At 59.7% G+C, this 12,739-nt stretch carries 13 protein-coding genes; 8 read left to right on the plus strand and 5 right to left on the minus strand.

The window, feature by feature from the left end; translation table 11 throughout:
* Nucleotides 1-16: 16 nt before the first annotated feature.
* The 4 genes from SSARUM2_RS01375 to aspA form a co-directional block, all read right to left on the minus strand.
* Nucleotides 17-1,741, minus strand: a complete 1,725-nt coding sequence (locus SSARUM2_RS01375) for a protein-disulfide reductase DsbD (RefSeq protein WP_060439178.1) — start codon at nucleotides 1,739-1,741, stop codon at nucleotides 17-19.
* Nucleotides 1,717-2,040 (minus strand): divalent cation tolerance protein CutA, encoded by a 324-nt coding sequence (cutA, locus tag SSARUM2_RS01380; protein WP_004929657.1) that lies wholly within the window; start codon nucleotides 2,038-2,040, stop codon nucleotides 1,717-1,719. The genes SSARUM2_RS01375 and cutA overlap by 25 nt, the downstream gene beginning before the upstream one ends.
* 109 nt (nucleotides 2,041-2,149) lie before the next feature.
* Complete coding sequence (locus SSARUM2_RS01385; RefSeq protein ID WP_041037552.1) at nucleotides 2,150-3,451, minus strand: anaerobic C4-dicarboxylate transporter; 1,302 nt, start codon at nucleotides 3,449-3,451, stop codon at nucleotides 2,150-2,152.
* A gap of 125 nt (nucleotides 3,452-3,576) precedes the next feature.
* On the minus strand, nucleotides 3,577-5,013 hold the full coding sequence (gene aspA / locus SSARUM2_RS01390; RefSeq protein ID WP_004929659.1) for an aspartate ammonia-lyase: 1,437 nt from the start codon (nucleotides 5,011-5,013) through the stop codon (nucleotides 3,577-3,579).
* 369 nt (nucleotides 5,014-5,382) lie between these two features.
* On the opposite strand from aspA, the gene SSARUM2_RS01395 reads away from it, so the two are divergent.
* The 5 genes from SSARUM2_RS01395 to SSARUM2_RS01415 all read left to right on the plus strand — a co-directional run bounded on the left by SSARUM2_RS01395 (nucleotide 5,383) and on the right by SSARUM2_RS01415 (nucleotide 10,413).
* Nucleotides 5,383-5,871 (plus strand): FxsA family protein, encoded by a 489-nt coding sequence (locus tag SSARUM2_RS01395; protein WP_033636764.1) that lies wholly within the window; start codon nucleotides 5,383-5,385, stop codon nucleotides 5,869-5,871.
* A gap of 189 nt (nucleotides 5,872-6,060) precedes the next feature.
* Nucleotides 6,061-6,354: a co-chaperone GroES gene (locus SSARUM2_RS01400; protein ID WP_004929661.1), complete on the plus strand. Its 294-nt coding sequence runs from the start codon at nucleotides 6,061-6,063 to the stop codon at nucleotides 6,352-6,354.
* A gap of 44 nt (nucleotides 6,355-6,398) precedes the next feature.
* On the plus strand, nucleotides 6,399-8,045 hold the full coding sequence (groL, locus tag SSARUM2_RS01405; protein WP_004929662.1) for a chaperonin GroEL: 1,647 nt from the start codon (nucleotides 6,399-6,401) through the stop codon (nucleotides 8,043-8,045).
* 225 nt (nucleotides 8,046-8,270) lie between these two features.
* Nucleotides 8,271-9,890 carry a methyl-accepting chemotaxis protein gene (locus SSARUM2_RS01410; RefSeq protein ID WP_049194607.1) on the plus strand — a complete coding sequence of 540 codons (1,620 nt, stop codon included), beginning with the start codon at nucleotides 8,271-8,273 and terminating at the stop codon, nucleotides 9,888-9,890.
* A gap of 178 nt (nucleotides 9,891-10,068) precedes the next feature.
* Nucleotides 10,069-10,413, plus strand: a complete 345-nt coding sequence (locus SSARUM2_RS01415) for a DUF4156 domain-containing protein (RefSeq protein WP_025305007.1) — start codon at nucleotides 10,069-10,071, stop codon at nucleotides 10,411-10,413.
* A gap of 82 nt (nucleotides 10,414-10,495) precedes the next feature.
* On the opposite strand, the gene epmB is transcribed toward SSARUM2_RS01415, so the two are convergent.
* Nucleotides 10,496-11,524 (minus strand): EF-P beta-lysylation protein EpmB, encoded by a 1,029-nt coding sequence (gene epmB / locus SSARUM2_RS01420; RefSeq protein ID WP_049234702.1) that lies wholly within the window; start codon nucleotides 11,522-11,524, stop codon nucleotides 10,496-10,498.
* 42 nt (nucleotides 11,525-11,566) lie between these two features.
* Here epmB and efp point away from each other — a divergent pair, with 42 nt between their 5' ends.
* The 3 genes from efp to SSARUM2_RS01435 all read left to right on the plus strand — a co-directional run bounded on the left by efp (nucleotide 11,567) and on the right by SSARUM2_RS01435 (nucleotide 12,588).
* Nucleotides 11,567-12,133 (plus strand): elongation factor P, encoded by a 567-nt coding sequence (efp, locus tag SSARUM2_RS01425; protein ID WP_004929666.1) that lies wholly within the window; start codon nucleotides 11,567-11,569, stop codon nucleotides 12,131-12,133.
* A gap of 70 nt (nucleotides 12,134-12,203) precedes the next feature.
* Nucleotides 12,204-12,335: an entericidin A/B family lipoprotein gene (locus SSARUM2_RS01430; protein ID WP_019453400.1), complete on the plus strand. Its 132-nt coding sequence runs from the start codon at nucleotides 12,204-12,206 to the stop codon at nucleotides 12,333-12,335.
* 121 nt (nucleotides 12,336-12,456) lie between these two features.
* Nucleotides 12,457-12,588 carry an entericidin A/B family lipoprotein gene (locus tag SSARUM2_RS01435; protein ID WP_033636766.1) on the plus strand — a complete coding sequence of 44 codons (132 nt, stop codon included), beginning with the start codon at nucleotides 12,457-12,459 and terminating at the stop codon, nucleotides 12,586-12,588.
* The last annotated feature ends 151 nt before the right edge of the window (nucleotides 12,589-12,739 follow it).

The following is a 12,739-nucleotide window of genomic DNA, read 5'->3' on the forward strand; positions in this document are numbered from 1 at the left end:
CGATCTTCAGTGTCAGTTATCGCATCACTTTCTGCAAATGCGCGTTGAAGGCTTCTGCCTTCATAAAACCGGTGACCCGCTGGGCCGTCAGCTCCTGGCCCGCCGGATCGAAGAACAGGATCGTGGGTAACCCCAGTACCTGCAAATGCTTCAGCAGCGCCGCCTGTTCCGCGCCGTTGGCGGTGACGTCCGCCTGCAGCAGCACCGCGTTGGCCAGGCTCGCCTGCACCGCCGCATTGCTGAAGGTGTATTTCTCGAACTCTTTACAGGCCACGCACCAGTCGGCGTACAGATCCAGCATCACCGGCTTGCCGCGCGCCTGTTGCAGCGCCAGATCGAGCTGCTCGACGTTGTTGATGCGGGCAAAGGCCAGGTGTTGTTGAGCCGCCTGCTGCGCCTGATCGGCGCCGAAGGCCCAATCCTGCAGCGGCCGCGCGGCGATCACCGCCGCCGCCAACAGCAGAAGCTGCAGGGCGCGCGCCCAGCCGCGCGCGCTTCTCAGGCTCAGAGCGAAGGCCCAGCCGAAGAACGCCAGGCCGAGCAGGCTCCACAGACGCAGGCCCCACAGATCGCCGATCACTCGCTCCAGCAGGAACACCGGCAGCGCCAGGATGACGAAGCCGAAGGCCTCTTTCACGTACTGCATCCACGGGCCGCTGCGCGGCAGCAGGCGGTTGCCGAACAGGGTGACGATCACCAGCGGAATGCCCATCCCCAGCGCGTACAGGTACAGCGTGCCGCCGCCGGCCCACAGGTTACCGCTCTGGGCGATATACAGCAGGATGGCGCTGAGCGGCGCGGTGGTGCAGGGCGAGCAAATCAGCCCGGCCAGGGCGCCCATCAGGAACACGCCGGTCAGCGAGCCGCCGCGCTGGGTGTTGCTCCAGTTCGCCAGCCGGGTTTGCAGCGCCGAGGGCAGCTGCAGGGAATAGAGGCCGAACATCGACAGCGCCAGTGCGATAAACAGCACCGACAGGCCGATCAGCACGTAAGGGTGCTGCAGCGCCGCCTGGAACTGCAGGCCGGCGGCGGCCACCACCAGCCCCAGCAGGGTGTAGGTGAGCGCCATGCCCTGCACGTAAACCACCGCCAGCGCCAGAATGCGGCCGCTGCTTTGCGGCCGGTCGCGGCCGAGGATGATGCCGGAGATCAGCGGGTACATCGGCAGCACGCACGGGGTGAAGGCGATGCCGATGCCGATCAGCAGCGCCCACAGCGGCGAGAACGGCAGGCTGGCCGGCGTAGCGGGCTGTTCGGTTGGCGCAGGGGCAGCCGCCGGGAGCGGGGCGACATCGCCGGCGCTGACGGCATCCAGCGGGATGATGCGGGTTTCCGGCGGATAGCAGAAGCCGGCCTCGGCGCAGCCCTGATAGGTGACGCTGAGGCTGGCGTTGGCCGCCGCCTGTTGCAGCGGCACCTGCAGATTCAGCTGCTGTTTGAAAATCGCCACTTCGCCGAAGAACTCGTCCTTGTGGCTCAGCCCTTCGGGCAGGGTAAAGGCGCCGAGCGTCGCCTGCTGCGGCACCAGTTTGATCTGCTGGCGATACAGGTAGTAGCCGGGGCGGATCTGCCAGTTCAGCGTCACCTGGCTGCCTTGCTGTTTGAAATCGAAGGCGAAGGCCTGATCGACAGGCACGAACTGGCTGCCGCCCTTCGGCGCGAACAGCGAAGCCTGCGCCGCCTGCGGCAGGAAGAACAGGCTGCACAGCAGCAAAATCAGTTTAAGGAAGCGTTGATCCATAACAGGTAGTCTTTATCTCCGGCCATCACCGGCAGCACCAGCAGCTCGGGCGTCTGGTAAGGGTGATGTTGTTTCAGGGTGTCGAGCAGGGCCTGCTGACGGCGGCGATCGCTTTTGAACAGCATCTGCACTTCGTATTCCTGTTCCAGTTTCCCTTCCCAGTAATACAGCGAGGTGGCGCCGGGCAGCAGCGTGGCACAGGCCGCCAGCTTATCGCCCAGGACCCGCGCCGCCAGTTCCTGGGCGCTGGCTTCATCGGGTGCGGTACAGAGTATGACGACAGCTTCGCAATCAGACATCTTCAGCCCTCTCATCGGTTCGAATGGGCACTATACCCTGAAGGCGGATTGGCTAGAAGGCGAGTTTATCGCCAGAAGGAAAACCGGGGCCGCAGCCCCGGTCGGAGCGTTACAGCATGATGCTGCCGAGCAGGAAGCCGAATACCACGGCGAAGATCACGCCCATGGTGCCGGGAATGAAGAACGGATGGTTGAACACGAAGCGGCCGATGCGCGTGGTGCCGGTATCGTCCATCTGCACCGCGGCGACCAGCGTCGGGTAGGTCGGCAGGATGAACAGGCCGGAGACGGCGGCGAAGGAGGCGACGGCGGTCAGCGGCGACACGTTCAGCGCCAGCGCCATCGGCATCAGCGCCTTGGCGGTAGCGGCCTGCGAGTACAGCAGCGCCGAGCAGAAGAAGAAGATCACCGCCAGCAGCCACGGGTGCGCCTGAATGACGCTGCCGGCCGTCTCTTTGATCCAGTCGATGTTGGCCTGCACGAAGGTATCGCCCAGCCAGGCGACGCCGAGGATACAGATACAGGCGCTCATGCCCGCCTTGAAGGTGCTGGAGTTCAGCACCATGTCGGTGTCGACGCGGCACAGCAGGGTGGTCAGCGTGGCGACGCTCAGCATGATGATCAGGATGGCGTTGGTGGTGTTCATCAGCGGCTTGGCCACCAGGCCAAGACCCGGGCTGTTGATGATGGCGTAAGCCACTACGCACAGCACGCCCAGCAGGAACAGCAGCACCGAGGCTTTGGCGCGCGGTTTGATCTCCAGCGCGTTGTTGCCGCGCAGGGTGATCAGGCCTTCTTCCAGGCGTTTCAGGTACACCGGGTCGTTAGACAGCTTGGAGTCGAACAGCCAGGTCACCAGCAGCGACATCACCAGCACGGCGCAGAAGGTGGACGGGATCACCACCATCAGCAGGTGCAGGTAGCTGACGCCGTGGCCTTCCATCACCGAAGACATATACACCACCGCGGCGGAGATCGGCGAGGCGGTGATGGCGATCTGGGCGGACACTACGGCGGTCGACAGCGGCCGGCAAGGCTTGATGCCCTGTTCTTTCGCCACTTCGGCGATCACCGGCAGCGCCGAGAGCGAGATGTTGCCGGTGCCGGCGAAGATGGTCAGGAAGTAGGTGACGATAGGGGCGAGAATGGTGATGTGCTTGGGGTTCTTGCGCAGCAGCTTTTCGGTCTGCTGCACCAGGTAATCCATCCCCCCGGCGACCTGCATGGCGGAGATCGCCGCGATCACCGCCATGATGATGGAAATCACGTCGAAGGGAATGCTGCCCGGCTTGACGCCGATCAGCGCCAGGACCAGAACGCCCAATCCCCCCGCGAACCCGATACCGATACCGCCCAACCTGGCCCCTAAAAAGATGGCCAGCAGAACGATAACCAATTCTACGGCTAGCATAGTGTTTACTCCTTAAAATGAGAGAAATTGAAAATCAAACGTTAAAATTTTGTGGGCGCCTAAAAGTAAAAAGGCACGCTATCCAGAGGATTTAGCGTGCCTTTCAGGGCTACCGGGTAGGTCTGTTATTGTTCATTTTCATCCGTATAGCGTTTGGCTTTATAGGCCGGGTGCATCAGGTTCTCCACGGAGAAGATGTCATCCAGCTCGGCTTCGGTCAGCAGGCCGCGTTCCAGCACCACTTCACGCACGCTCTTGCCGGTTTCGGCGCAGATCTTCCCGACGATGTCACCGTTATGGTGGCCGATGAACGGGTTCAGATAGGTGACGATACCGATCGAGTTGAAGACGTAGTGTTCGCAGACTTCTTTATTCGCGGTGATGCCGTTAATGCATTTTTCCAGCAGGTTGTAGCAGGCGTTGGTCAGGATATGGATCGACTCGAACATCGCCTGGCCGATCACCGGCTCCATCACGTTCAGCTGCAGCTGGCCCGCTTCGGCCGCCATGGTAACGCAAGTGTCGTTGCCAATCACCTTGAAACACACCTGATTGACCACTTCCGGCACGACCGGGTTCACTTTGGCCGGCATGATGGACGACCCCGCCTGCAGCTCAGGCAGGTTGATTTCGTTCAGGCCGGCGCGCGGGCCGGAGGAGAGCAGGCGCAGGTCGTTGCAGATTTTGGACAGTTTCACCGCCAGGCGTTTGAGCGCGCTGTGCACCATCACGTAGGCGCCGCAGTCGGAGGTGGCCTCGATCAGGTCTTCCGCCGGCACCACCGGCAGGCCGCTGACTTCCGCCAGTTTTTGCACCGCCAGCGGCTGGTAGCCTTCCGGGGTGTTGAGCGCGGTGCCGATGGCGGTGGCGCCCAGGTTCACTTCCAGCAGCAGCTCCGCGGTGCGGTGCAGGTTGCGGGTCTCTTCGTTCAGCAGCACGCTGAAGGCGTGGAACTCCTGGCCGAGGGTCATCGGTACCGCGTCCTGCAGCTGGGTGCGGCCCATTTTCAGGATGGTTTCGAACTCTTTCGCCTTGCGGTCGAAGCCTTCGCGCAGCTGGTTGATGGCGTCGATCAGCTTCTGGTTGGAGGCGTACACCGCGATGCGGAACCCGGTCGGGTAGGCGTCGTTGGTGGACTGGCACTTATTGAGGTGATCGTTCGGGTTCAGGTACTGGTATTCGCCTTTTTGGTGACCCATCAGCTCCAGGCCGATGTTCGCCAGCACTTCGTTGGTGTTCATGTTCAGCGAGGTGCCTGCGCCGCCCTGGAACACGTCCACCGGGAACTGATCCATGCACTTGCCTTTATCCAGTACCTCGTCGCAGGCCTGGATGATCACGTCGGCGATTTTGCGCGGGATGGTTTTGAGTTCTTTGTTGGCCATCGCCGCGGCCTTTTTCACCATCACCATGCCGCGAACGAACTCGGGGACATCGCTGATTTTGCTGTTGCTGATGTAGAAGTTTTCAATCGCACGCAGAGTGTGGACTCCGTAGTAAGCGTCTGCGGGGACTTCACGTGTTCCTAACAGGTCTTCTTCGATACGAATGTTGTTTGACATGAGAACCTTCTCTATGTGTTGCTGCCGAATTAATAATGTGTCAGGTCAAGGCTAATAAGGGCACAGCCTAAATTAATGTTGCCGAAGGCTTGGGGCGTGAAACGATTAACCAAATCGCCCGTTGCTGCCCAGATCATATGCTGGTTGGTAAGAAATGACTGAATCCAGATCACCTTATGGTGTTTAAGGATATGCCCTTTTCCGGTTCTGTGACTTCTTTCACGTTTGTGAACTTTAGCAATAAAAACCGGCTCTCGGTTGAAATGGTGGGGGGATGCCCTCATTGTAATGGTGTCGGCCGTTTACGGCCTCTTTTTTCGCGCCGTCGCCCCGTGGCGGCCGCGCTTTACCTACCGATAGGAGAACCAGGTGCGCTGGTTACCGCTACTGCTGATATTTCTGCTGGCTTACATAGAAATATCCATCTTTATCAAAGTCGCCGCCGTGCTCGGCGTGGCTGTCACCCTGCTGCTGGTGGTGTTCAGCTCCTGCGTCGGCATTTCGCTGGTGCGCAATCAGGGCATGAAAACCTTCGTGCAGATGCAGCAAAAACTGGCGGCCGGCGAAAGCCCGGCGGCGGAAATGGTGAAAAGCGTTTCGCTGGTGCTGGCGGGCTTCCTGCTGCTGATCCCGGGTTTCTTCACCGACTTCCTCGGCCTGTTGCTGCTGCTGCCGCCGGTGCAAAAAACGCTGACGCTGAAGCTGATGCCGCATCTGTCGGTTTATCGCCCCGGCGGTTGGACGGGCGGTGACGCCGCTAACGGCAACACTTTCGACGGCGAATTCCAGCGCAAGGACGACGAACGCTCGGTGCTGGAACACCGCCCGGACGAGGAGCGCAAGCCTCACGATCGTTAAGCAAACGCGGCTCAGGCCGCGTTTTTTCTCTCTGTAGCACCCGCGCGGCCAAAAATGCGAAATTTTTTTCGTTAGCCCCCTTGAAGGGGGCTGGAACGCCCCCATCTCAAATGCCACGAGGCCGGTAATAACAACCATCCGGTGTACAACCCTAAATCTGATAGAGACCTTCTTACAGGAGAGCGTTCAATGAGTATTCGTCCATTGCATGACCGCGTTATCGTCAAGCGCAAAGAAGTTGAATCAAAATCTGCTGGCGGCATCGTCCTGACTGGCTCTGCTGCGGGTAAATCCACTCGCGGTGAAGTGGTTGCAGTGGGTAAAGGGCGTGTGCTGGAAAACGGCAACATCCAACCGCTGGATGTGAAAGTTGGCGATATCGTGATTTTCAACGACGGCTACGGCGTGAAAGCAGAGAAGATCGACAATGAAGAAGTGTTGATCATGTCCGAAAGCGACATTCTGGCAATTGTTGAAGCGTAATTGCGCTTTATCTTCTGAACTGAACGAGTTGAAGGGAAATACCAATGGCAGCTAAAGACGTAAAATTCGGCAATGACGCTCGCGTGAAAATGCTCCGCGGCGTGAATGTTCTCGCTGATGCAGTAAAAGTGACCCTGGGCCCGAAAGGCCGCAACGTAGTGCTGGATAAATCTTTCGGCGCACCGACCATCACCAAAGACGGCGTTTCCGTTGCGCGTGAAATCGAACTGGAAGACAAGTTCGAGAACATGGGCGCACAGATGGTGAAAGAAGTGGCCTCCAAAGCGAACGACGCGGCGGGCGACGGCACCACCACTGCAACCGTACTGGCTCAATCCATCATCACCGAAGGCCTGAAAGCGGTTGCTGCAGGCATGAACCCGATGGATCTGAAGCGCGGCATCGACAAAGCGGTTGTCGCCGCGGTTGAAGAACTGAAGAAACTGTCCGTACCTTGCTCTGATTCCAAAGCTATCGCTCAGGTAGGCACCATCTCCGCCAACTCCGACGAAACCGTGGGTAAACTGATCGCGGAAGCGATGGAGAAAGTGGGCAAAGAAGGCGTTATCACCGTTGAAGAAGGCACCGGCCTGCAAGACGAGCTGGACGTGGTTGAAGGTATGCAGTTCGACCGCGGTTACCTGTCCCCATACTTCATCAACAAGCCGGAAACCGGTTCTGTTGAGCTGGAAAGCCCGTTCATCCTGCTGGCTGACAAAAAGATCTCCAATATCCGCGAAATGCTGCCGGTGCTGGAAGCCGTTGCCAAAGCAGGCAAGCCGCTGCTGATCATCGCTGAAGACGTTGAAGGCGAAGCGCTGGCGACCCTGGTGGTCAACACTATGCGCGGCATCGTGAAAGTGGCTGCCGTTAAGGCGCCTGGCTTCGGCGACCGCCGTAAAGCCATGCTGCAGGACATCGCAACCCTGACTGCCGGTACCGTTATCTCTGAAGAGATCGGTCTGGAGCTGGAAAAAGCCACCCTGGAAGATCTGGGCCAGGCAAAACGCGTTGTGATCAACAAAGACACCACCATCATCATCGATGGCGTGGGCGACGAAGCGACCATCCAGGGCCGCGTTGCTCAGATCCGTCAGCAGATCGAAGAAGCGACCTCTGACTACGATCGTGAAAAACTGCAGGAGCGCGTAGCGAAACTGGCCGGCGGCGTTGCCGTTATCAAGGTTGGCGCAGCGACTGAAGTTGAAATGAAAGAGAAGAAAGCCCGCGTTGAAGACGCCCTGCACGCGACCCGCGCCGCAGTGGAAGAAGGCGTGGTGGCCGGCGGTGGCGTAGCGCTGATCCGCGTTGCAGGCAAAATCGCCGCGCTGAAAGGCGACAACGAAGACCAGAACGTGGGTATCAAAGTTGCGCTGCGCGCAATGGAAGCCCCTCTGCGTCAGATCGTGGTGAACGCCGGTGAAGAAGCTTCCGTTATCGCCAACCAGGTGAAAGCGGGCGAAGGCAGCTACGGCTACAACGCTTACTCCGAAGAATACGGCGACATGATCGCGATGGGTATCCTGGATCCAACCAAAGTTACCCGTTCTGCTCTGCAGTACGCGGCTTCCGTGGCTGGCCTGATGATCACCACCGAATGCATGGTTACCGACCTGCCGAAGGCTGACGCACCGGATCTGGGCGCAGCAGGCGGCATGGGCGGCATGGGCGGTATGGGCGGCATGATGTAATCATCCCCCACACGCTGGTGTGCTGAGAACCCCGGTCAAACGACCGGGGTTTTTTTTATCTTAAAAATCAATAAAAAGAATGTTTGTTTAGCTTGTTATTAGTTTAATGAATGAATTATTGCATTATTTTGCTTTTACCCTAAACCGTTGTCGTTTAGTACCGATATAGCCCCTACCGGGCGGGGAATTTTCCCTCGCCGGTGTGACTGTCAACGGAGACGACTTATGCTGAAAAATATGAAAATAGCCACCTGGCTGATGTTGATGCTGTTGCTGTTGGGCTTGATGCCCATGGGAACCGGCGCCATCGCCTTCTATTTCATGCAGCAAAACGGCAACAGCATCGGCAGGATGAGCACTTTCTCCGACGAGGAAGCGGCGCTGAACCGCAGTTGGCGTGCTTTGCTGCAAACACAGACGCTGATCGACAACATGGCGTTCGAGCGCATGGCGCAGACGGACGCCGCCGATATCCGTAAGGGCATCACTGAGGCACGTAACGAGCTGCGCAGCGCCGACGTCGCGTTCAACCTGTTTTGGGAGACGCCGGGCCTGACGGTATCGCGCCCGGATCTGGGCGAGGCGATGAAAACGGTCTATCTGGCGCAGCAGGCGGTGCTGAAGCAAGAGCTGACGCTGTTGGCCGACACGCCGCAGGCGGCGCTGATCGAGCGGCTGCACGCCATGGCCGCTGAGAAGCGCCAGGTGCGCCAGCGGCTGGATAGCCAGTTTGCCGACTACATGCGGGCCACGGTGGCCGCTCATCGTCTGGCGGTGGAGGCGGCGGTGCAGACCCAAAAAGTCTTTGCACGCCTGCTGAGCGGCACCCTGGCGGCGATCCTGCTGCTGCTGGTCGCCGTGCAACGTGATTTCCGCCGGCGCTTGATCCTGCCGCTGCGCCAGATTGCCGAACACTTGCAAAAGGTTGGGCGCGGCGATCTGCGCAGCGAGATCGCGGTACGCAACAGCAATGAGATCGGCATGCTGTTCGCCAGCCTGCGGACGATGCAGCAGGAGCTGAGCGCCACCGTGCAACAGGTGCGTGATGGCGTGGAGTCGATCAATCACGGTACGCACGAGATCGCCGTCGGCAACGCCGATCTTTCCAGCCGTACGGAAGAACAGGCCAGCGCGCTGACGGAAACCGCCGCCAGCATGGAACAGATCACCGCTACGGTGCGGCAAAACGCCGATAACGCCAGCCAGGCCGCCGGCATGGTCAATCAGACTGCCGGCATTGCCCGCAACGGCGAAACGCTGATGGCCAACGCGGTCGACAAGATGCGGGCTATCAACGACAGCGCGCGCCAGGTGGGGGATATCACCAGCGTGATCGACGGCATCGCCTTCCAGACCAATATTCTGGCGCTGAACGCCGCCGTGGAGGCCGCGCGAGCCGGAGAACAAGGCAGGGGTTTTGCGGTGGTGGCCGGCGAGGTGCGCAATCTGGCGCAGCGCTGCGCGACCTCGGCCAAGGAGATCAGCAGTTTGGTCGACGGCGTAACCGGCGATATCGCCGTCGGCGTGCGCCTGGTCGAGCAGGCGGGCGAGACGATGAATGCCATCGTTGGCTCGGTGAACCAGGTGACGTCGCTGATGGACAACATCTCGTACGCGTCGGAAGAGCAAAGCAAGGGCATTGAGCAGGTCGGAGTGGCGGTGACCCAGATGGATCAGGTGACGCAGCAGAACGCCGCGCTGGTGGAGGAGGTGGCGACCACCGCCGTCGGCGTGGAGGAGCAGGCGGCCCTGCTGGCGCAGGCGGTGGCGGTATTCCAACTGGCGGAGGGGGAAACGCGCCAGGACGAAGCGCAGGCATCGGCGGCCGTTGCCGGTTGGGCATAACGCCGCCGCACTGTATTTGATGATATTTTTGCCGCCGGGGGCGATTTAGCTGGTAAACTGTTAAGTCATCAGCTGTCGCTCAAGACGTTGGCCCGCTCGCGTGGCAACGGATGCTTAAGAGATGGCATCGCTTTCTGATAAGCTTTTGCGTAATTCTCAACATCGAATGGGGAACAAGATGCGGATTAAAGCCTTACTGGGTCTCTCGGCAGCGATGCTGCTGGCGGGTTGCAGCACCACTCATGAACTGACCGCTGCGGGTCAGCAGATCAAGTTCACCGACAGCAAGCCGGCGGCGGAATGCCAGCTGTTGGGGGAAGTGACCGGCACCCAGAGCAACTGGCTGTCCGGCAACGGCGGTGAAGGTAGCTCCATGCGCGGGGCGGCCAACGATCTGCGCAACAAGGCGGCGGCCATGGGCGGCAACGTGATCTACGGCGCCAACAGCCCGAGCCAGAACCTGCTCTCCAGCTTCGCACCGCTGGACAGCAAAATGGTCGGCCAGGTTTACAAGTGCCCGTAAGGCGCTGAGGCCGCAGCCGCAAAGAGGTAAAAAAAGAGGAATGCCACGGCATTCCTCTTTTCGTTGGGGCATTTGGCGCACGTCACTCCTGCATCAGGCGCAGATCGATCGGCGTTTTGCTCGGTTCGCCGCCCACTTCGCGCGTCAGGCGCGGCACCAGATAACCGGACACCTTGCTCAGCAGCGCCTGCATGATGGCGCGCGCTTCATCGTCGCTGACCATGAAGTGCGCCGCGCCCTGCACCTTGTCCAGCACGTGGATGTAGTAAGGCAGGATACCGGCGTCGAACAGCGCATTGCTGAGCGCCGCCAGCGTGTCGGCATCGTCGTTGACGTCGCGCAGCAGCACGCTCTGGTTGAGCAGCGTGACGCCGGCGAGGCGCAGCTGCTCCATGGCGCTTTGCAGATCGCGGTCAATTTCGTTGGCGTGGTTGATGTGCGTGACCATCAGCACCTGCAGGCGCGAGGCCGATAGCAGGCGGCACAGCGCCGGCGTGATGCGCGCCGGGATCACCACCGGCAGACGGGTGTGAATGCGCAGGCGTTTCAGGTGCGGGATGGCCTCCAGCTCGCCGACCAGCCACTCCAGCTCGCTGTCTTTGGCCATCAGCGGATCGCCGCCGGAAAAAATGATCTCGTCCAGTTCCGGGTGTTGGCGGATATAATCCAGCGCCTGCCGCCAGTTGTTCTTGTTGCCCTGATTATCCTGATAGGGGAAGTGGCGGCGGAAGCAGTAACGGCAGTTGACCGCACAGCCGCCCTTGACCAGCAGCAGCGCGCGATTGCGGTATTTGTGCAGCAGGCCCGGCACCACGCTGCGCTGCTCATCGAGCGGATCGGTGGTGAACCCTGGGGCGTTGATGAACTCCTCTCTGGCGGTCAGCACCTGGCGCAGCAGCGGGTCGTTGGCATCGCCGGGGCGCATGCGCGCAGCGAAGGCGCGCGGCACGCGCAGGGCAAACAGCCGGCGGGCATCGCGCCCCTGCGGCAGTTCCGGGTGCGTATTCAGTGACAAAAGCTGCAGTAATTCATCTGGATCGGTAATAACATCGGCGAGTTGATGCAACCAATCTTCTCTATGTGCCGTACTTTGGGTTATAATGTGTGCCATTTTTTTGGCTAAGCTACCAGTTCAAATATTCAGAGGGCCATCATGGCGACTTATTCTAGCAACGATTTCCGTCCGGGTCTTAAAATCATGTTCGAGGGCGAACCTTACGCCGTCGAAGCCAGTGAGTTCGTTAAGCCGGGCAAAGGCCAGGCGTTTGCACGCGTGAAAATGCGTCGTCTGCTGACCGGCACCCGCGTGGAAAAAACCTTCAAGTCTACCGATTCTTGCGAAGGCGCAGACGTGATGGACACCAACATGAACTACCTGTACAGCGACGGTGAGTTCTACCACTTCATGCACCCTGAGTCTTTCGAACAGCATCAGGTTGACGGCAAAACCGTCGGCGACGCGGCCAAATGGCTGCAGGATAACGCAGAGTGCATCATCACCCTGTGGGATGGCCGTCCAATCGCCGTTCAGCCGCCGAACTTCATCGAAGCGGAAATCACCGATACCGATCCTGGCCTGAAAGGCGATACCGCAGGGACTGGCGGCAAGCCGGCTACCCTGAGCACCGGCGCCGTGGTTAAAGTGCCGTTGTTCGTCCAGATCGGCGAAGTGATCAAAGTTGACACTCGCTCTGGCGAATACGTCTCTCGCGTTAAATAAGTTTCAAAGCAGAGGAACCCCCGCGGTTCCTCTGTTTTATCCCATCCCCGTTCGTTGGCAGAAAACCCGCATGTTCAAGAAAACGTTGTTGGCCGTGCTCTCCCTGTTGTTCCTTTTCTCCCTTAGCGGTTGCAATACGTTTCGCGGTTTCGGCGAGGACGTGCAGCATCTCGGCGGCGCCATTTCGCGCACGGCCAGCTGATCCCGCCCTTTAACCCGATGTATTTGCGCCACAAAGCCGGTGGTGATTCCACTCCCTGCGCCAATTTTGACTAAGCTTAGAAAGCCGTACTTTTTCATCAACGACAAATAAGGACTTTCTTATGCTGAAGAAAAGTATTATCGCGATCTTCTCTTTGATGATTTTGACCTCGTTGACCGCCTGTAATACCACCCGCGGCGTGGGTGAGGACATTCAGGCCGGCGGCAAGGCCATTCAGCGCAGCGCGGAATAATCCGTTCTCCACCCGGCGGCGTTCCGCGTGCGGAGGGCCGCCGCATTTCCTCCTCTTGCCTGAGCGTTAACGCTGCTGCTATCCTGCCGCAGTGCGGGTGAGGTTACCCGCCGTTCTTCACCCCGCTGAACGGGACGACCCGTTTACGCGT

Origin of the sequence: Serratia sp. K-E0102, assembly GCF_029962625.1 — a bacterium.
GTDB classification, from domain to species: domain Bacteria; phylum Pseudomonadota; class Gammaproteobacteria; order Enterobacterales; family Enterobacteriaceae; genus Serratia; species Serratia sarumanii.